Genomic DNA, 19,013 nt, shown 5'->3' on the forward strand with positions numbered 1-19,013 from the left:
TGCTGCAGTGCTGGACCGGCACCTGCACCACCTGCGGCCGACGCCTGCCCCGCAACAGAACCAGACTCAGAACCTAACGAAGCACTACTAGGGCGCCGACGCGAGCGCCTCCGTCACGCCTTCCTCGCGTTCTCCGAGGAAGTGCGGGTCCGGCCGCAGGGCCGCGTCCACGGCCGCCTTGCCGGCGGCGACCAGCTCCCGGACGCCGCCGTAGTAGAAGACGGAGTCGTGTGGTTCGACGACCTTCACGCCGTACGACTCGATCCCGGCCGCCCGGCAGAGCGCCACGGCCCGCTTGATGTGGAAGTCCTGGGTGACGAGGACGGCCCGGTCGACGCCGAAGATCTTCTTCGCGCGGACGCAGCTGTCCCACGTGTCGAAGCCCGCGTAGTCGCTGACGATCCGGCCGTCCGGCACCCCGCGCTCGGTGAGGTACGCGCGCATGGCGTCCGGCTCGTCGTACTCCACGCGGCTGTTGTCACCGGTGACGAGGACGACCTTGACCTTGCCGGCCCGGAAGAGCTCGGCGGCGGTGTCGAGGCGGTGGGCGAGGTACGGGGTGGGGCGGCCCTTCCAGAGGCCGGCGCCGAAGACGACGGCGACGTCCTGGGCGGGCACCTCGGCGGTGGTCCGGAGCCGGCTGTCGGCGACGGCGTGCGTCCAGGTGGCGGGTGCGAGGGCGAGGACCGCGCCCAGCATGACGGCCTGGACGGTACGGCGGCGGGCACGGGTGGTGCGCGGCAGCGGCGTCAGCCGCCTCAGCCGGGCGGCCGCCCGGGCCGGTACGCGTACGCCTCGCATGGAACCTCCGTCGATCTTGCCTGCCCCCGTCACCCCTTTCGACGCGAAACGGAGCTGTTCGGTTCGTTCCCGCCGTGGTCGTTCCTGCCGTACAGCACTGCGGCGAGGGTGATGCCGAGCAGCAGACCGAGGAGCTGCGCCCCGATGAATCCGGGCAGCGAGGTGGGGGCGATGCCGGTGAAGGAGTCGGAGAAGGCGCGGCCGACCGTGCCCGCCGGGTTGGCGAACGAGCCCGAGGAGGTGAACCAGATCGCAGCCAGGAGGTACCCGCCGACGGCGACCGGGGCGAGCGCGGAACGGTCGATGCGGCGCAGCCCCTGGACGAGCAGGACGAGGCCGGCGGTGGCGACGGTCTCGCCGACCAGCAGATGGGTGTCGGAGCGGACCTGGGTGGACCAGGTCCCGGGCGTCCGCCCGAACATGGCCTCGGCGAGCAGCGCGCCGGCGACGGCGCCGGCCAGCTGGGCGGCGAGGTAGGCGGCGACCTCGCGGACGCCCGGGGCGCCCTCCTCTCCCCGCCGGGCCCACCACTCGGAGAGGGTGACGACCGGGTTGAGATGGCCGCCGGAGAGCGGGCCGAGGAGCGCGATGAGCAGGCCGAGCCCGAGGGCGGAGGCGAGCGAGTTGGCCAGCAGGCGCACCCCGACGTCCTGGCTGAGCGCGGCCGCCTGGATGCCGGACCCGACGACGACGGCCACCAGCGCCGCGGTGCCGACGAGTTCGGCGACGGCTCTTCGGGGGAGCCCGGGCAGAGGAGAGGGAGTCATTCGCATGGCGGAAAAGATATTCCGCTAGATAAAAGAATGAGGAGGGGAGGGGGAGAACCGTACGATCCGCGCATGATCATGGATGCCGTCCGCAACAACGCCGAGTGGTGCGAGGCCATGTGCCGCGCCCACGGCCACCCCGGAGCCTTCGGCCCGCGCGCCTGGACGAACCCCCGCCGCACCCCGCTCTACTACCCGGACGCGGTGACGCTGACCGCCGACGCGTCCGTGCGGGACGTCCTCGACGGCATCGACCGGGACACCCCCGGGGCCTCCGTCAAGGACAGCTTCGTGAGCCTGGACCTGGCCGGCGAAGGCTTCCGGCCGCTCTTCGACGCGCAGTGGATCCACCGGCCCGGCTGGCTGCCCGCCCCCGCCGTCGATGCCCCGGCGGACACGGACTGGCGGCAGGTCCGCACTCCGGAGGAGCTGGCCGCCTGGGCGACGGCCTGGAGCGGCGGGGACGCGGACGAGTCCGCGCTGTTCCGCCCCGAACTCCTCGCCGACCCGGCGGCGAAGGTCGTCGCGGGGTACGGCGCCGACGGCCGGATCGTCGGCGGCGCGGTGCTCAGTGACGACGGCCGGGTGACCGGCGTCTCCAACCTCTTCACCGCCGACGGTCCCGACCCGACCGTGACCTGGGCGGGCTGCCTGACGCTGGTGGACGACGGCAGCCCCGTCGTCGGCTACGAGTCCGGCGACGACCTGCCGCCCGCCCTCGCTCTCGGCTTCGAGGAGATCGGGACCCTGCGGGTCTGGCTCGACACCGGCGCCTGACAACGAGGGCGGGCGGACGGTGAGCCCATGGAAAACACTCGTGACCCCCACGCAACGGGGAGGCAACGCGCCGGGGCCAGGATCACTTCATGACGGAGCCGGACACCACGTTCGACAGCACCGCCGAGCTGCTCGGCCGCATCACCGCGCAGCTCGGCGACCAGCTGAGCCAACTCCCCCCGACGAGAACGGGCAGGCGCATGAACAGGCCCATGAGCAGGCCCGGGAGCGCGCCCACCCTCATCGCCGTCGGCCACGGCAGCCGCGACCCCCGGGCGCGCGCCACGCTCACCCTGCTGCTCGACCGGGTCCGCGAACTCCGCCCCGGCCTCGACATCCGCCTCGCCCACATCGAGCTGAACGCGCCCCTCCTCACCGACACCCTCGCGCGCCACCCCGGCGGGGACGCCGTCCTCGTGCCCCTGCTCTTCGGCCGCGGCTACCACGTCAAACACGACCTGCCCGCCGCGGCCGCCGCCGCACCCGGACTGCGCACCCGGATCGCCGCCCCGCTCGGCACGCACCCCCTGCTCGTCGAGGCCCTCGTCGACCGGCTCGCCGAGGCCGGCTGGACCTCCGCGGACAGCGCGTCGCGCTCCACCGGCGTCGTCCTGGCCGCCGCCGGCTCCCGCGACCCCGAATCCGTCGCGGACATCCGCCGCACCGCGGCCCTCCTCGGCGAACGGCTCGGGGGGGTGCCCGTCGTCCCGGCGTACGCCTCCGCCGCCGCCCCCACCGTGCCCGAGGCCCTGCGCACCCTCGCCGCCCGCGGCCGGCACCGGATCGCGGTCGCGTCCTGCTTCACCGCCCCCGGCCTCTTCGCCACCCGCGCCACCGCCCACGCCCCCTGGATCGCCTCGGCCCCCCTCGGCGCCCACCCCGCCCTCGCCCGCCTGCTCCTCCACCGCTACGACCAGGCCGTCACACTCGTCGGCTCCCATCAGGAACTGATGTCCGCCTAGCCCCGTGTGTCGGTCCCGCCGGTTACCTTCGGTGCATGGAAGGCATCACGGACACCCCCGGCTACGACGACACCGCGACCGAGCGCTGGGCCGCAGAGCCCGACAAGAGGCCAGGGCGGACAGCCTTCCAGCGTGATCGCGCGCGCGTGCTGCACTCCAGTGCGCTGCGCAGACTCGCCGGCAAGACCCAGGTCGTCACCCCCGGATCGCGAAGCCACGCCTGGGACGCCAGCCCCCGCACCCGGCTCACCCACTCCCTGGAGTGCGCCCAGGTCGGCCGTGAGCTCGGTGCCGCGCTCGGCTGCGACCCCGATCTCGTCGAAGCCTCCTGCCTCGCCCACGACATGGGCCACCCGCCCTTCGGGCACAACGGCGAGCAGGCCCTCAACGACTTCGCCAAGGACTGCGGGGGCTTCGAGGGCAACGCCCAGTCGCTGCGCCTGCTCACCCGTATCGAGCCCAAGCGGTTCATCGCCGACCCCACCACCGGCGAGCCCGTCAGCGTCGGCCTCAACCTCACCCGCGCCGCCCTCGACGCCGCCACCAAGTACCCCTGGCCCCGCGGCGGACACCCCGAGGACCCGGACTCCCCGAAGTTCGGCGTGTACGAGGACGACGTCCCCGTCTTCCTCTGGGCCCGCCAGGGCGCCCCCGCGCACCGCAAGTGCTTCGAGGCCCAGGTCATGGACTGGGCCGACGACGTGGCGTACTCCGTCCACGACTTCGAGGACGGACTGCACGCCGGCCACATCGACCCGAACATGCTCTTCTCCGAGGCCGAGCGCGCCGACATCTGGAACGTCGCCGTCGGCCGCTACGTACCGAAGGACACCGACCCCCAGGAGCTCGCCGAAGCGCTCGACCGGCTCGTCGACCAGGAGTGGTGGCCGCACGGCTACGACGGATCCGCCGTGGCCCAGGCCCGCCTCAAGGACGCCACCAGTCAGCTCATCGGCCGGTTCTGCCTCGCCGCCGAGGGCGCCACCCGCCAGGCGTACGGCTCCGGCCGCCTCACCCGGTACGCCGCCGAGCTCGTCGTCCCCCGCGAGACCCGCAACGAATGCGCCGTTCTCAAGGCCGTCGCCGACCGGTACGTCATGCAGCGCGCCGAGCAGGAGGCGCTCCGCGCCGACCAGCGCATCGTCCTCGCCGAACTCGCAGAGGCGCTCACCGCCCGCGCACCCGAGGGCCTCGACCCGCAGTTCCGCGCCCTGTTCGACACGGCCGGCGACGACCGCTCACGCAAGCGGGTGATCATCGACCAGATCGCCTCCCTCACCGACGCCTCCGCCCGCACCCTGCACGCCCGCCTCCGCCCCCGCCGCGCCTAGGGTCTTTCGTTTGGATCAGGCCGGATCCAGTGAGCGGGGTCTGGTGCCGTGGATCGCAAGGCGGAGGAGGGAGGCATGGCGGTGGGGGCACCTCCCGTGCCCGAAGGGCTACGGGGGACCATGTCGACCGACGACAACGCGGCTGGAGGTACCCCCTGCTCGAAGAGCTTGGGGGAGCGGCACCAGGGCACGCGAGCCCGGCAAGATCCAAACGAGAGGCCCTGGGGGGTGTCCTGCCGATCAGGCCGGGCCCGCGGCGCCTGGCACCCCGCCCCCTTCCGCCATCACGCTCCGTGCGGGACGCTCGGCGGAGGGCCCGAGGCGGTACGGCTCGCCGAACGCCCGGAGGCGTAGCGTAGAAGCGGTCGCAACGAGGAGGCATCAAGTGGTCGACGCAGATCAGACCTTCGTCATCGTCGGCGGGGGCCTGGCCGGGGCCAAGGCGGCGGAGACGCTCCGTTCCGAGGGATTCACCGGCCGAGTGATCCTCATCGGCGACGAGCGCGACCACCCCTACGAACGCCCACCCCTCTCCAAGGGCTATCTGACCGGCAAGGAGGAGCGCGACGGCGTCTTCGTCCACGAGCCCGCCTGGTATGCCCGAGCCGAGGTCGAGCTCCACCTCGGGCAGCCCGTCACCGTGATCGACCGCGAGGCCCGCACCGTACGCCTCGGCGACGGCACCACCATCCGCTACGACCGGCTCCTCCTCGCCACCGGCTCCGAGCCGCGCCGCCTCGACATCCCCGGCACCGGACTCGCCGGCGTCCACCATCTGCGCCGGCTCGCCCACGCCGACCGGCTGCGCCACGTCCTGGCCGCCCTCGGCCGCGACAACGGCCATCTGGTGATCGCGGGCGGCGGCTGGATCGGCCTGGAGGTCGCCGCCGCGGCCCGCGGCTACGGCGCCGAGGTCACCGTCGTCGAGTCCGAGCCCACCCCGCTCCACCAGGTCCTCGGCCCCGAGCTCGGCCAGCTCTTCGCCGATCTGCACACCGAGCACGGCGTCCGCTTCGTCTTCGGCGCCCGGCTCACCGAGATCGTCGGCCAGGACGGCATGGTCCTCGCCGTGCGCACCGACGACGGCGAGGAGTACCCCGCCCACGCCGTCCTCGCGGCGATCGGCGCGGCCCCGCGCACCGCCCTCGCCGAGGCCGCCGGCCTCGACCTGGTCGACCGCTCCCACGGCGGAGGCATCGCCGTCGACGCGTCGCTGCGCACCTCCGACCCCGAGATCTTCGCGGCCGGCGACGTCGCCGCCGCCCAGCACCCGCTCCTGCACACCCGGCTGCGCGTCGAGCACTGGGCCAACGCCCTCAACGGCGGCCCGGCCGCGGCCCGCGCCATGCTCGGCCAGTCCGTGTCCCACGACCGCGTCCCGTACTTCTTCTCCGACCAGTACGACCTGGGCATGGAGTACTCGGGCTGGGCGCCGCCCGGCTCCTACGACCAGGTCGTGCTCCGCGGCGACGTCGGCAAACGGCAGTTCATCGCCTTCTGGCTCAAGGACCGCAAGGTCCTGGCCGGGATGAACGTGAATGTGTGGGACGTCACAGAGCCGATCCAGCAGCTCATCCGCGCCCAGTCCCCGGTGGACACCGAGGCCCTCGGCGATCCCTCCGTCCCGCTGGAGAGCCTCGTCCCCTAGTCCGGACGCCCACGACAGTGTCTTCGGCGGGGGCCGACCCTCCCCGGACCCCCGTAGAATTCCAGCGTGGCCGGCAGGATCAACGATGACGACGTGAAGGCGGTACGGGACGCGGTCCCGATCGACGCCGTCGTGTCCGAGTACCTCCAGCTCCGCAACGCCGGCGGCGGCAACCTCAAGGGCCTGTGCCCCTTCCACGACGAGAAGTCGCCCTCCTTCCAGGTCAGCCCGAGCAAGGGCCTGTTCCACTGCTTCGGCTGCCAGGAGGGCGGCGACACCATCGCCTTCGTGATGAAGATCGACCACCTCTCCTTCTCGGAGACGGTCGAGCGCCTCGCCGCGAAGGCGGGCATCACGCTGCGGTACGAAGAAGGCGGCTACAACCCCGGCCACCAGCGCGGCGAGCGCATCCGGCTGGTCGAGGCCCACCAGGTCGCCACGCAGTTCTACATCGACCAACTCGGCTCGCCCGAGGCCGAGATCGGCCGCAAGTTCCTCGCCGAGCGCGGCTTCGACCAGGCCGCCGCCGAGCACTTCGGCGTGGGCTACTCCCCGGCCGGCTGGGACCACCTCACCCGCTACCTGCGCGGCAAGGGCTTCTCGGACAAGGAGCTGATCCTCTCCGGGCTCTCCCAGGACGGCCGGCGCGGCCCCATCGACCGCTTCCGCGGCCGGCTCATGTGGCCGATCCGGGACGTCGGCGGCGATGTCGTCGGCTTCGGCGCCCGCAAGCTCCGCGACGACGACAACGGGCCCAAGTACCTGAACACGCCCGAGACGCCGATCTACAAGAAGTCCCAGGTGCTCTACGGCATCGACCTGGCGAAGAAGGACATCGCCAAGGTCAGCCGGGCCGTCGTCGTCGAGGGCTACACCGACGTCATGGCCTGCCACCTCGCCGGCGTCACCACCGCCATCGCCACCTGCGGCACCGCCTTCGGCGGCGACCACATCAAGATCCTCCGCCGGCTCCTCATGGACAACGGCTCGGCCCGCGTCATCTTCACCTTCGACGGCGACGCGGCCGGCCAGAAGGCCGCCCTGCGCGCCTTCGAGGACGACCAGAAGTTCGCCGCCGAGACCTACATCGCCATCGCCCCCGACGGCATGGACCCCTGCGAGCTGCGGCTCGCCAAGGGCGACCACGCCGTCGCCGAACTGGTCGAGCCGCGCACCCCTCTCTTCGAGTTCGCGCTCCGCCAGATCGTGAAGCGGTACGACCTGGAGACCCCGGCCGGCCGGGCCGCCGCCCTCGACGAGGCCGCGCCGATCGTCGCCCGGATCAAGAACATCGCCTCGCAGCACGAGGTCGCCGTCCAGCTCGCGGGGATGCTCGGCATCCTCGACACCCCGTTCGTGGTCAAGCGCGTGGCCCAGATCGCCCGCTGGCAGCGCGACCGGGGCGGCCGAGGCAACCAGGCGCCGGCGGCCCCGCAGCATGGGGGTGCCTCCCGTGCCCGAGGGGCTACGGGGGAGTACGAGACCCAGGCCCCCGCCGCGACGGGCGGCCCGGCGCTCAATCTGCGCAGTCCCGCCCACCGCACCGAGCGCGAGCTGCTCAAGCTCGCCCTCCAGCGCCCCGAGCTGGTCTCCCCGGCCTTCGACGCCTACGGGGCGGACGAGTTCACCGCCCCGCCCTACGCCGCCGTCCGCCAGTGCGTCCAGGACGCGGGCGGCGCCACCGGCGCCCCCGCCGACTATCTGTCCGCGGTCCGCGAGGCGGCGCCCAACGACACGGTCCGCGCGCTCGTCACCGAGCTCGCCGTCGAGGCGGTCTTCGCCAAGGTCGTCGACGAGGTCTACGCAGGCGCCCAGCTCGTCTCGGTCCGGCTGCGCGCCGTCGAACGCCGCGTCCGCGACATCCAGGGCACCCTGGCCCGTCTCGGCGCGAACGGCGACCCGGCCCGACTGGCCGCCGTACAGAACGAGCTGTGGGTGCTCACCCAGTACGGCCAGTCCCTGCGCACCAACGGGGCCGCGGCGCTCTGACGTTCGGTGACCCGCCGGACTCAAAAAGTCACCGCACGCCCCTCGTGGCGGCGATGTGTCGTACCCCACACTGGAGAGCGGTGCCTGAGCCCCCGGAGCACCGGCAGCGATCACCCTGGAGGTCGCCCCCGTGCAGACCCAGACCCTGTCCCCGACGGAAGTCGTGCCCGGGCAACGCCCGGCCGTCCACCACCCGGAGGCGCCGGCCTCCGCAGAGCAGGCCGAGGCATCCGATCCGCCCGAGCCCGTCGAGTTCGTGGACGACACGCCCGAACCCGAGCCGGTTCCCCGCCGCCCCGACCCCGGCGGAAGCGGCCCCTCCTCCGATCTGTTCCGCCAGTACCTGCGGGAGATAGGCCGCATCCCGCTGCTCACCGCGGCGGAGGAGGTCGAGCTGGCACGCCGCGTCGAGGCAGGTCTCTTCGCCGAGGAGAAGCTCGCCAACACCCCCGATCTGGACTCCCAGTTGGCGCTCGACCTGGACCGGCTCGTCGTGCTGGGCCGGATGGCCAAGCGCCGTCTCATCGAGGCCAATCTGCGGCTCGTGGTCTCCGTCGCCAAGCGGTACGTCGGACGCGGCCTGACCATGCTCGACCTGGTCCAGGAGGGAAACCTGGGCCTGATCCGGGCCGTCGAGAAGTTCGACTACGCGCGCGGCTACAAGTTCTCGACGTACGCGACCTGGTGGATCCGCCAGGCGATGTCACGGGCCCTCGCCGACCAGGCCCGGACCATCCGCGTCCCGGTCCACGTCGTCGAACTCATCAACCGGGTCGTCCGTGTCCAGCGCCGGATGCTCCAGGAACGCGGCTACGAACCCACCCCCGAAGAGGTCGCGGCCCAGCTCGACCTGTTGCCCGAGCGGGTCAGCGAGGTGCTGCGCCTCGCCCAGGAACCGGTCTCCCTGCATGCCCCCGTGGGCGAGGAGGACGATGTCGCCCTCGGCGACCTGATCGAGGACGGCGACGCGGCGAGTCCGGTGGAGTCGGCGGCGTTCCTGCTGCTGCGCGAGCACCTGGAGGCCGTCCTCTCCACCCTCGGCGAGCGCGAACGCAAGGTCGTCCAGCTCCGCTACGGCCTGGACGACGGCCGGCCCCGCACCCTGGAGGAGATCGGACGGCTCTTCGGCGTGACGCGCGAACGCATCCGCCAGATCGAGTCGAAGACCCTCAACAAGCTGCGGGACCACGCCTTCGCGGACCAGCTGCGGGGCTACCTGGACTGACGGCGGTCAGTCGACCTCGGCGACCGCCTGCGCGAACTGCGCCTCGTACAGCCGGGCGTACGCGCCGCTCGCCGCAAGGAGCTCCTCGTGCGTGCCCTGCTCGACGATCGAGCCGTTCTCCATCACCAGGATCACGTCCGCGTCCCTGATGGTGGAGAGGCGGTGGGCGATCACGAACGACGTGCGCCCGTGTGCCAGGCGGGCCATCGCCTTCTGGATGAGGACCTCGGTGCGGGTGTCGACGGAGCTGGTCGCCTCGTCGAGGACGAGGATCACCGGATCGGACAGGAACGCCCGCGCGATGGTGATCAGCTGCTTCTCGCCGGCGCTGACGCCCGAGCCCTCGTCGTCGATGACGGTGTCGTAGCCGTCGGGCAGGGTGCGGATGAACCGGTCGGCGTGCGCGGCCCGCGCCGCCTCCTCGATCTGCTCCCGGCTCACCTTCCCGCCGGCTCCGTACGCGATGTTGTCGGCGATCGTGCCTCCGAACAGCCAGGCGTCCTGGAGCACCATGCCGATCCCGGACCTGAGGTGCTCCCGGGACATCGCCGAGATGTCCACACCGTCGAGGGTGATCCGTCCGCCCGTCACCTCGTAGAACCGCATCAGCAGGTTCACCAGCGTGGTCTTGCCCGCGCCGGTCGGGCCGACGATGGCGACCGTCTGGCCGGGCTCCACCGTCAGCGACAGGTCCTCGATGAGCGGCTTCTCCGGCTCGTAGCGGAACGCCACCTGCTCCAGCGCGACCTTGCCGAGCACCGACGTCCCCCAGCCTCCGGCCGGGGGTGCCCCCATCTCGCTCCTCGGCGCGTCCGGCTCCTGCTCCTCGGCGTCGAGGAGCTCGAAGATCCGCTCGGCCGATGCGACCCCGGACTGCACCAGGTTCGCCATCGACGCGACCTGCGTCAGCGGCATCGAGAACTGCCGGGAGTACTGGATGAACGCCTGCACGTCACCGATCGACAGCGTCCCGCTCGCGACCCGCAGCCCGCCGACCACGGCCACCAGGACGTAATTGATGTTCGAGACGAAGAACATCACCGGCTGCATGACGCCGCTGTTGAACTGCGCCTTGAACCCGGCCTCGTACAGCGCGTCGTTCTGCTCGCGGAAGTCCGCCGCCGACTCGTCCTGCCGACCGAAGACCTTCACCAGCGCGTGGCCGGTGTACATCTCCTCCACATGGGCGTTCAGCTTGCCCGTGGACTTCCACTGCTGCACGAAGTGCGGCTGCGAACGCTTGCCGATCTTCGTGGCCACGACCACCGACACCGGCACGGTCACCAGCGCGACCAGTGCGAGCAGCGGCGAAATCCAGAACATCATGGCCAGCACGCCGACGATGGTGAGCAGCGAGTTGATCAGCTGCCCCATCGACTGCTGGAGCGTCTGGGAGATGTTGTCGATGTCGTTGGTCGCCCGGCTCAGCACCTCGCCGCGCTTGGCCTTGTCGAAGTACGACAGCGGCAGCCGCGCCAGCTTCGCCTGGACGTCCTCGCGCATCCGGTAGATCGTCCGGTTGATCACCCTGATCGACATACGGGTCGAGACCAGCATGAGGAGTCCGGCCGCCACGTAGATGACCAGCACCCAGAGCAGCACCTCCCCGACCGCCGTGAAGTCGATGCCCTGCCCGGGGGTGAAGTCGACCCCGGACAGCATGTCGGCCATCCCGTCGTCGCCCTTGGCCCGCAGGCCCTCGATCGCCTGAGTCTTCGTCGTGCCGTCGGGCATCTGCCGCCCGACCACACCCGCGAAGACCAGGTCGGTCGCCTTGCCGAGGATCTTCGGGCCGACCACCGACGCCGCCACGCTGAGCACACCGGCGATCAGCATGAGCCACAGCGTGCCCCGCTCGGGCGCCAGCTGCTTCAGCAGCCTTGTGCCCGAGCCCTTGAAGTCCATCGACCGCTGGTCGGGGCCGCCGCCGGCCATCATTCGTCCGCCAGGACCGGCCATCAGGCTGCCTCCGCCTCGGTCAGCTGGGAGAGCACGATCTCCCGGTACGTCTCATTGCCCGCCATCAGCTCGTGATGGCGCCCGGTGCCCACGACCCGGCCCTCGTCGAGGACCACGATCCGGTCGGCGTCCCGGATGGTCGACACCCGCTGGGCGACGATCACGACGGTCGAGTCCGCCGTCTCCTCCTTGAGCGCTTCCCGCAGCAGGGCGTCCGTCCGGTAGTCGAGCGCGGAGAACGAGTCGTCGAAGAGATAGATCTCCGGCCGCTGCACCAGCGTCCGCGCGATCGCGAGCCGCTGCCGCTGCCCGCCGGACACGTTCGTGCCGCCCTGCGCGATCGGCGCGTTCAGCCCGTTCTCCAGCTCCTTCACGAAGTCGGCGGCCTGGGCGACCTCGAGCGCGTGCCACAGCTCGTCGTCGGTCGCGTCGGGCTTCCCGTACCGCAGGTTCGTCGCCACCGTCCTCGAGAAGAGATACGGCTTCTGCGGGACGAGCCCGACCGTCCGCGCCATCAGTCCCGCGTCCAGCTTCCGTACGTCCACCCCGTCGACGAGCACCTCGCCGCCGGTCACGTCGAAGAGCCGCGGCACCAGACCCAGCAGGGTCGACTTGCCGCTGCCGGTCGAACCGATGATCGCCGTCGTCTCGCCGGGCCGCGCCACCAGCTCCACGTCCCGCAGGACCGATTCCTCGGCGCCCGGGTAGCGGAAGTCCGCGGCCCGGACCTCCAGATGCCCGCGCCGCTTCAGCTCGGTCACCGGCTCGGTCGGCGGCACGACACTGCTGTCGGTGGCCAGGACCTCCTCGATGCGCTCGGCACACACCTCGGCCCGCGGCACCATCATGAACATGAACGTGGCCATCATCACGGCCATCACGATCTGCATCAGATAGGCGAGGAACGCGGTCAGCGCCCCGATCTCCATGCCGCCGCTGTCGATGCGGTGCGCACCGAACCAGACCACCGCGATGCTGGAGATGTTCACGACCGTCATCACGGTGGGGAACATCAGCGCCATCAGCCGGCCCGTCTCCATCGAGACGTCGGTCAGCTCGGTGTTGGAGCCCTTGAACCGCTCACGCTCGTAGTCGTCCTTCACGAACGCGCGGATCACGCGGTTGCCGGTGATCTGCTCGCGCAGCACCCGGTTCACGGTGTCGAGCCGCTCCTGCATGGTCCGGAACAGCGGTCGCATCTTCTTCACGATCAGCGAGACCGCGATGCCGAGGACCGGCACGACCGCGATCAGCACCGCGGACAGCGGCACGTCGAGGCTCAGCGCCATGATGATGCCGCCGACGCACATGATCGGCGCGGAGACCATGAGCGTGAAGGCCATCAGGACCAGCATCTGGACCTGCTGGACGTCGTTGGTGGTCCGGGTGATCAGCGAGGGCGCGCCGAACTGCCCGACCTCACGGGCGGAGAAGGACTGCACCCGCTCGAAGACGGCCGCGCGGACGTCCCGGCCGAGGGCGGAGGCGGTCCGCGCCCCGTAGTACACGGCCCCGATGTTGCAGACGACCTGGATCACGGAGACCGCGATCATCAGGGCGCCGAACCGCAGGATGTAGCCGGTGTCCCCGTTCACGACACCGTTGTCGATGATGTCCGCGTTCAGGGTCGGCAGATAGAGAGAGGCGCAGGTCTGCAGGAGCTGGAGCAGGACGAGCAGGCCTATGGGCTTTTTGTACGGTCGCAGGTGGGTTCGGAGAAGTCGTAGGAGCACGGGTTCTACTATCGCCCGCACCCCCGGGACGTTACGACCGGGTTTTGTCGAGTCTTGAACGGACTCCGCTGTCAGCCGAACGGGCTCCGGTCACGACCCGAAGGCACCCGGGTGGAGCTGCTCCCGCGTGGCCACGTACTGCTGCCGTACGGCCTGACCGACCGCCAGCTCCTCGCCGGGCTCGAAGATCTGGGCGGCGGCGCCCTGCCAGGCCGGCGGAGCGGCCGGCGAGAGCGTGCCCCGTGCGACGCCGAGCGCCCACGCGGCCTGCCGGGCGGCGCCGAGCGCCGCGTAGTCCGCGGGCTGGGGGACGACGGCCTGCGCGCCGAAGATCGCCGGAGCGAGCGCCTGGACGGCGGGCAGCTCGGCCGCCGCGCCGAGCAGGAACACCCGGCGCACCTCGACGCCCCGCCCGCGCAGCACGTCCATCGCGTCGGTGAGGGCGCAGAGCATCCCCTCGAACGCGGCCCGCGCGAGGTGCTCGGGCTTCATCGACTCGCGGCGCAGTCCGCTGAGCGTGCCGGCGGTGTGCGGCAGCTGCGGGGTGCGCTCGCCCTCCAGATACGGCAGCAGGACGAGCCCGGAGGCGCCCGGCGTCGACTTCAGCGCGAGCGCCGAGAGCTCCTCCAGGCTCTCCACGCCGAGCATCTCGGCGGTGCCGCGCAGCGCGCGCACCGCGTTCGAGGTGTGCACGACGGGCAGGTGCATCCCGGTCGCGTCGGCGAAGGAGGTGATCAGGCCCTGCGGGTCGGCGAGCGCCTCGTGGTGGACGGCCATCACGGAGCCGGAGGCGCCGAGGGACACGACGGCGTCGCCGTGCCCGAGCCCGAGCCCGAGCGCGGCAGCCATGGTCTCGCCCGTGCCGGCGGAGATCAGCAGCCCCTCGGGGGTGGTCCCGGCGGCGTCGGCCGGGCCGAGCACCTCGGGGAGTACCGCCTGGTGACCCAGGGCCAGCTCGACGAGGTCGGGGCGGTAGGCCCCGGCGCCTGCCGACCAGTATCCGGTGGCGGAGGCGGCGCCGCGGTCGGTGGTGCGGCGCACGGGCCGGCCGAGGAGCTGCCAGACCAGCCAGTCGTGCGGCTGGAGGAGCATGGCGACGCGCTGGGCGTTCTCCGGCTCGGAGCGGGCCAGCCAGCGGAGCTTGGCGACCGGCTGGCCGGACTGCGGCACGGAGCCGACGGCCTCGGCCCAGGCCTGCCGCCCGCCGAACGCCTCGACCAGATCGGCGGCGGCCACCTGCGCCCGCTTGTCGTTGCCGACCAGCGCGGGCCGCACGAGGGCACCCTGCCGGTCGAGCGGTACGAGCCCGTGCTGCTGGGCGGAGACGCCGATGGCCTGCACACCTTCGAGCAGCCCGCCGCCCGCGGCCTCGCCGAGCGAGAGCAGCCACGCCTGCGGGTCGACGTCGGTGGCCTTCGGCTCACCGGGGTGCGGGGCATAGCCCTGGCGCAGTACGGCACCCGTGTCCGCGTCGCAGACGACGATGCGTGTGAACTCAGCAGAGCTGTCCAAGCCGGCGACTATCCCCATGACAGGAGATTCTGCCGCACGCGGGGGAGTAGGTGGAGCGCGTGCGGGGTAGGAGACGCGTTTTCGAGCGGGAAAGTCGCGGCCGAGGCGTCGCCCGGACGTCGCTCAGGTGTTGCTCACACCCCAGTCGTCCTCGGTGACCTGGCCGTTGTGGTGGCGCAGCGCGTGGATCCGCTCGGTGACCGACGCGGGCAGCTTGTCGCCGACCTTGTCGCTCACCGCGTGGTACGCCTTGCCGGCGACCTGGCGCCCGGTCTGGGCCGCGGACTCGGCGGCGTTGCGCACCGCCGGGTTCTGCGAGAACTCCCGGGCGGACTTCTTCATCTGTTCGTAGCGCTCACGTCCGGCCCGAGTGCCGATGACGTAACCGAGGGCCAGTCCCACGACGAACGTCAGCTTGTACCGCACGGCGGCACCACCTTCCCTTGAGCTTCCCTGATGCTTCACTGGTGCCCACGAGCGCCCACGGCATACCGATTGGCGGAGCACCCCCCTGCTTGCGCTAATGTATGTGTCGCAGCGAGCGAGCGCCGCCCGGGAACACCCGAGGTGGATCCGTTCGGTGCAACGCAGCAATCCCCTGTAGCTCAATTGGCAGAGCAGCCGGCTGTTAACCGGCAGGTTACTGGTTCGAGTCCAGTCGGGGGAGCGCGATCCCCTGTAGCTCAATTGGCAGAGCATTCGGCTGTTAACCGGAGGGTTGCTGGTTCGAGTCCAGCCGGGGGAGCGATGGAAAGAGGACCCTTAGGGGTCCTTTTTCTTATGTCCGGGAACCATCCGCCACGCTGCGGAGTCCTCCTGGTCGAGGAGCGCGCAGCAGTGCCGAGCATCCGGAGCAGGAGATCGTATGAGCGGCTATGCTGCGGCAGACGGCGCGCACACATGTACGCGCCACACCGTTAGGGGCGGTAGCTCAGCCGGTTAGAGCAGCGGACTCATAATCCGTCGGCCGTGGGTTCGAGTCCCACCCGCCCCACCAGGTCATGGTGAAGCAGAATCGTTCTGACCAGGCACTTTCCCTGGTCGGACGATCGGCCCTAGCGATCACGACGGCCCTCGCCGACGTGTTACGACCCAGTCTGGGCCCCATGGGGGACAGAGATCGGGGACGCGGGGCCGGCGACACGCCCAGGCCACTCGGATGGCCGATTCTTCGCGTGGATGAGACGGGGGCGAACTCACTCCTGATCGGGCTTCGCTCGTGACCGGAGAGACGGTCCCTGTGTCGTCCGGAGGCTTACGCGCAACCGGACGACACCCGGCCAAAATCAAGCGGCGTTGAGCACGACGGTGGGGTGCAGGCGAGCCGCTCGGATCGCCGGATAGAGGCCGGCGATGATGCCCATGACGAGCGTCGCGGCCAGGCCGCCGCCCAGCGACCACAGGGGGACGACGGCAATCCAGCCCTGAACCCGGGCGAAGGCGAAAGTCACCGCCGCGCCGAGCAGCGCGCCTGCCGCGCCGCCGAGCGCGGAGAGCAGCAGCGACTCCGTGAGGAACTGCAGCCGGATCGCCCGCTTGGTCGCCCCGAGCGCGCGACGGAGTCCGATCTCCTGTCGGCGCTCGAGTACCGAGATGACCATGGTGTTGGCGACGCCGACACTGCCGACGAGCAGGGCGACCGCACCCAGTCCGAGCATGAGGGTGGTGAGTCCCTTGTCGGTGGCTGCTTTCGCGGCGAGGGCGTCGGAGGGCCGGGAGACTTTGACCGAGCCCTCGTTGCCGGGGTTGACGGTGCGGGCGAGTACGGCGCGGACGCCTTCGACCGAGCTGTCCGACGACCGTTCGAAGATGGTCGTGGGGTGGCCGTCGAAGCCCAGGTACTTCTCCGCCGCAGGGAATCCGACCAGAGCGACGCGGTCGAGGTTGGGAACCAGTTCCACGGGTTTGAGGATGCCGATGACCACAACGTGCTCGTCGTTCATCATGATCTTCTCGCCGGGCTCGGTGATGCCCATGCGCTCGGCGGCCACCGCGCCGAGGACGGTGACCGGCAGGCGCTCCCTGGCGCTGTTGAGCCATACGCCCTTGTCCACCTCGGCGTTGAGGGCGGCCAGGAGGTCGGGCCGGGCTGCCTGGGTGGTGACTCCGGCCGTCCGTTCCTCGGGGACGCGGTCGCTTCGGCGGATGCGGGCGTCGAGCTGAGCCGTGGCGGTGGCATGCTGCACCGGGCCGATGCGCTCCACCATGGCCACCGCGTTCTTGGGGAGCTTCACACCGTTCCCCAGGGTGTCTTCGCCGGCCTCGGCGGTCAGTAGATTCGTGCCGAGCCGGTCGAGCTGCGCCATCAGGTCGGCGCGGCTCGAGGTGGAGAGGCCGATGACGGCGACCATGGTGGCGATGCCGATCGCGATGCCAAGGGCGGAGAGCACGACGCGGGCGCGGCGAGCCCGCAGGCCCACAGCGCCCAGGCGCAGGACATCGGCGGCGTTGAGGCGGGCGGGGCGCAGGCCGGCGGCCTGCTGCCGCCCGGGGAACGGTGCCGGTTCCGGCGACGTGCCGACTGCGGCCCGGTGTGCGCGGTCGGTCATGGTCGCACCTCCGTTGTCCGTGAGTCGGACACGACCGATCCGTCCTTGAAGCGGACGTGCCGGGGCAGCGAGGCGGCGATGTCGTTGTCGTGGGTGATCACGCAGACGGTGGTGCCTGTCTCGTTGAGCTCGCGGATGAGCTCCATGACGATGTCGCCGGACGCGGTGTCCAGGGCGCCCGTCGGCTCGTCGGCGAGCAGGAGGGAAGGGTCGCCGATCAGTGCGCGGGCGATGGCCACGCGCTGTTTCTCACCGCCCGACAGCTCGCTGGGACGGTGATCGAGCCGGTGGCCGAGGCGGACCCGTTCCAGTGCGGCACGGGCACGCGCCCGCCGCTCCTTGAAGGGCACCCCGGCATAGAGCAGTCCGTCCGCGACGTTGTCCACCGCGGTCCGGCCGGTGGCCAGGTGGAAGTGCTGGAAGACGAAGCCGATGTGGCGGGCTCGCAGTGCGGACAGCCGGCTGTCGGAGAGCGCGTTCACGTCGAATCCGGCGACCTTCACGGTGCCCGATGTGGGTCTGTCGAGCGTGCCGATCAGGTTGAGCAGGGTCGACTTGCCCGAGCCGGAGGGACCGACGATCGCCAGGAGTTCACCTTCGTCGACATCGAGGTCCACGCCGCGCAGGGCGTGGACGCCGCCGGCGTAGGACTTGGTGGCGTCGTTCAGTTCGATCATCGTCATCCGGCGGGCACACCGACCTTCATGCCCTCGGCGATGCCGCCCCCGCTGACCTCGATACGGCCGTCGGCGGTCATCCCGGTCTCGACTCGGACCGTCCGGGTCGTGCTGCCCTGCACGATCTGCAGACCGTAGCCGCCGTTCTCGCCCCGCAGGGCGATGACCGCCTCGACCGGGACGACCAGGACGCCCTTCCGGCTTTCGCTCACGAAGCGGACGCTCGCCGTGGCCTTGGGGTCCTCCGTCGCCGCGAGCGATGTGAGGCCGTCGAGGGTGATCTCCACCGTGATGCTGTCCTGGCCGCCTTGCGCGGCGTCGCCGGACGTGTCGGGTCTCACGGTTCCCGACACCTTTCCGGCTGCCTTCCGCCCGCTGGGCAGGGTGACCTCGACCTTGGTCCCGCTGGAGGTCAGCACGGCGTCTGTCTGGTCGAGCTGGGACCGCACGACCGGCTTGAGCGAGGCGACCGTGAGCACGGGCGCGTCGGGGCCGATGCGGTCGGCGAGAGCGGCGTCCACCGACACCACCCGGACCTTGTCCGGCTGGAAGACGATGTCTCCCTGGCCGACCTTGCCGTCCGGGGTCTCGATACCGAGGGACTTCTGCCAGCGTTTCACGACGGCCTCGGTCCCCGCGTCGTAGCGGGTGTCTATGTACAGGCCCGCGCCGAAGCCGAGGTCGCGCAGGTTGCGTTCCAGCTGCAGTACGTCGGGACCCCGGTCGTCCTTCTTCATCTCGCGGTACACCGGGGTCGGTCCGTACATGAGGACCACGGGACGTGCGTCGCGTTCGTACATCCGCTGCCCGGCCCTGATGGTCTTCCCCTCCACGGCAGCCTTCGTGACCGTCCCCTCCACTGGTGATTTCACTGCCCGGCGCTGCGCGAAGTCGAGCCGGCCGTCGACGGTCTTGCTCTGCACCAGATCGGTGCGGGTGATCGTGGCGGTAGCGGGGGGCATCCCGTCCTGGGCGCTCCGGGCGCCCGTGTCCCGTCCACCGCTGCCGATGAGCACGGCGCCGGCTCCACCCCCGATGGTGGCGGCAGCCACCACTGCCACGGCGACGAACTTCATACGGCGC

At 71.2% G+C, this 19,013-nt stretch carries 15 protein-coding genes and 3 tRNA genes; 9 read left to right on the plus strand and 9 right to left on the minus strand.

Annotated features, from left to right (window positions below; all coding sequences use genetic code 11):
* Positions 1 to 87 precede the first annotated feature (87 nt).
* Together ACFVZW_RS26250 and ACFVZW_RS26255 are read right to left on the minus strand one after the other, a co-directional pair.
* Entirely contained in the window at positions 88 to 801 is a 714-nt protein-coding gene (locus ACFVZW_RS26250; RefSeq protein ID WP_384525861.1) for a vancomycin high temperature exclusion protein, read from the minus strand.
* Between the two features lie 29 nt (positions 802 to 830).
* Entirely contained in the window at positions 831 to 1,574 is a 744-nt protein-coding gene (locus ACFVZW_RS26255; protein ID WP_384525864.1) for an aquaporin, read from the minus strand.
* 66 nt (positions 1,575 to 1,640) lie between these two features.
* Between ACFVZW_RS26255 and ACFVZW_RS26260 the strand changes: the two genes are divergently transcribed.
* The 6 genes from ACFVZW_RS26260 to ACFVZW_RS26285 all read left to right on the plus strand — a co-directional run bounded on the left by ACFVZW_RS26260 (position 1,641) and on the right by ACFVZW_RS26285 (position 9,500).
* On the plus strand, positions 1,641 to 2,345 hold the full coding sequence (locus ACFVZW_RS26260; protein WP_384525867.1) for a hypothetical protein: 705 nt from the start codon (positions 1,641 to 1,643) through the stop codon (positions 2,343 to 2,345).
* 89 nt (positions 2,346 to 2,434) lie between these two features.
* Positions 2,435 to 3,307, plus strand: coding sequence for a sirohydrochlorin chelatase (locus ACFVZW_RS26265; RefSeq protein ID WP_384525870.1), 873 nt, complete (start codon positions 2,435 to 2,437; stop codon positions 3,305 to 3,307).
* Between the two features lie 35 nt (positions 3,308 to 3,342).
* Positions 3,343 to 4,638 (plus strand): deoxyguanosinetriphosphate triphosphohydrolase, encoded by a 1,296-nt coding sequence (locus ACFVZW_RS26270; protein ID WP_384525873.1) that lies wholly within the window; start codon positions 3,343 to 3,345, stop codon positions 4,636 to 4,638.
* 385 nt (positions 4,639 to 5,023) lie between these two features.
* Positions 5,024 to 6,286, plus strand: a complete 1,263-nt coding sequence (locus ACFVZW_RS26275; RefSeq protein ID WP_384525877.1) for an NAD(P)/FAD-dependent oxidoreductase — start codon at positions 5,024 to 5,026, stop codon at positions 6,284 to 6,286.
* Between the two features lie 66 nt (positions 6,287 to 6,352).
* Positions 6,353 to 8,275 (plus strand): DNA primase, encoded by a 1,923-nt coding sequence (dnaG, locus tag ACFVZW_RS26280; RefSeq protein WP_384525880.1) that lies wholly within the window; start codon positions 6,353 to 6,355, stop codon positions 8,273 to 8,275.
* Positions 8,276 to 8,405: 130 nt separating this feature from the next.
* Positions 8,406 to 9,500 carry an RNA polymerase sigma factor gene (locus tag ACFVZW_RS26285; RefSeq protein ID WP_384525883.1) on the plus strand — a complete coding sequence of 365 codons (1,095 nt, stop codon included), beginning with the start codon at positions 8,406 to 8,408 and terminating at the stop codon, positions 9,498 to 9,500.
* Positions 9,501 to 9,506: 6 nt separating this feature from the next.
* On the opposite strand, the gene ACFVZW_RS26290 is transcribed toward ACFVZW_RS26285, so the two are convergent.
* The 4 genes from ACFVZW_RS26290 to ACFVZW_RS26305 all read right to left on the minus strand — a co-directional run bounded on the left by ACFVZW_RS26290 (position 9,507) and on the right by ACFVZW_RS26305 (position 15,130).
* Complete coding sequence (locus ACFVZW_RS26290; RefSeq protein ID WP_384525886.1) at positions 9,507 to 11,459, minus strand: ABC transporter ATP-binding protein; 1,953 nt, start codon at positions 11,457 to 11,459, stop codon at positions 9,507 to 9,509.
* Complete coding sequence (locus tag ACFVZW_RS26295; RefSeq protein ID WP_384525889.1) at positions 11,459 to 13,192, minus strand: ABC transporter ATP-binding protein; 1,734 nt, start codon at positions 13,190 to 13,192, stop codon at positions 11,459 to 11,461. The genes ACFVZW_RS26290 and ACFVZW_RS26295 overlap by 1 nt, the downstream gene beginning before the upstream one ends.
* Before the next feature lie 90 nt (positions 13,193 to 13,282).
* Complete coding sequence (locus ACFVZW_RS26300) at positions 13,283 to 14,722, minus strand: FGGY family carbohydrate kinase (protein ID WP_384525892.1); 1,440 nt, start codon at positions 14,720 to 14,722, stop codon at positions 13,283 to 13,285.
* A 105-nt stretch (positions 14,723 to 14,827) separates the two neighbouring features.
* Entirely contained in the window at positions 14,828 to 15,130 is a 303-nt protein-coding gene (locus ACFVZW_RS26305) for a YtxH domain-containing protein (RefSeq protein WP_384525895.1), read from the minus strand.
* Between the two features lie 168 nt (positions 15,131 to 15,298).
* On the opposite strand from ACFVZW_RS26305, the gene ACFVZW_RS26310 reads away from it, so the two are divergent.
* The 3 genes from ACFVZW_RS26310 to ACFVZW_RS26320 all read left to right on the plus strand — a co-directional run bounded on the left by ACFVZW_RS26310 (position 15,299) and on the right by ACFVZW_RS26320 (position 15,701).
* Positions 15,299 to 15,371: transfer RNA gene (locus tag ACFVZW_RS26310), tRNA-Asn, on the plus strand.
* 5 nt (positions 15,372 to 15,376) lie between these two features.
* Positions 15,377 to 15,449: transfer RNA gene (locus ACFVZW_RS26315), tRNA-Asn, on the plus strand.
* Between the two features lie 175 nt (positions 15,450 to 15,624).
* A tRNA-Ile gene (locus ACFVZW_RS26320) sits at positions 15,625 to 15,701 on the plus strand.
* 289 nt (positions 15,702 to 15,990) lie between these two features.
* Here the strand turns inward: ACFVZW_RS26320 and ACFVZW_RS26325 are convergent.
* Genes ACFVZW_RS26325 through ACFVZW_RS26335 form a run of 3 tightly spaced genes read right to left on the minus strand, consistent with a single transcriptional unit; the run spans position 15,991 to position 19,006 of the window.
* A complete protein-coding gene (locus ACFVZW_RS26325; protein WP_384525898.1) occupies positions 15,991 to 17,253 on the minus strand; it encodes an ABC transporter permease in 1,263 nt (420 codons plus the stop codon).
* Positions 17,250 to 17,930: an ABC transporter ATP-binding protein gene (locus ACFVZW_RS26330; protein WP_384525952.1), complete on the minus strand. Its 681-nt coding sequence runs from the start codon at positions 17,928 to 17,930 to the stop codon at positions 17,250 to 17,252. Before ACFVZW_RS26330 ends, ACFVZW_RS26325 begins: the two co-directional genes overlap by 4 nt.
* 2 nt (positions 17,931 to 17,932) lie before the next feature.
* Entirely contained in the window at positions 17,933 to 19,006 is a 1,074-nt protein-coding gene (locus ACFVZW_RS26335; protein ID WP_384525955.1) for a peptidoglycan-binding protein, read from the minus strand.
* Positions 19,007 to 19,013 lie beyond the last annotated feature (7 nt).

The sequence above is a fragment of the Streptomyces sp. NPDC059567 genome, assembly GCF_042735655.1.
Lineage (GTDB): Bacteria > Actinomycetota > Actinomycetes > Streptomycetales > Streptomycetaceae > Streptomyces.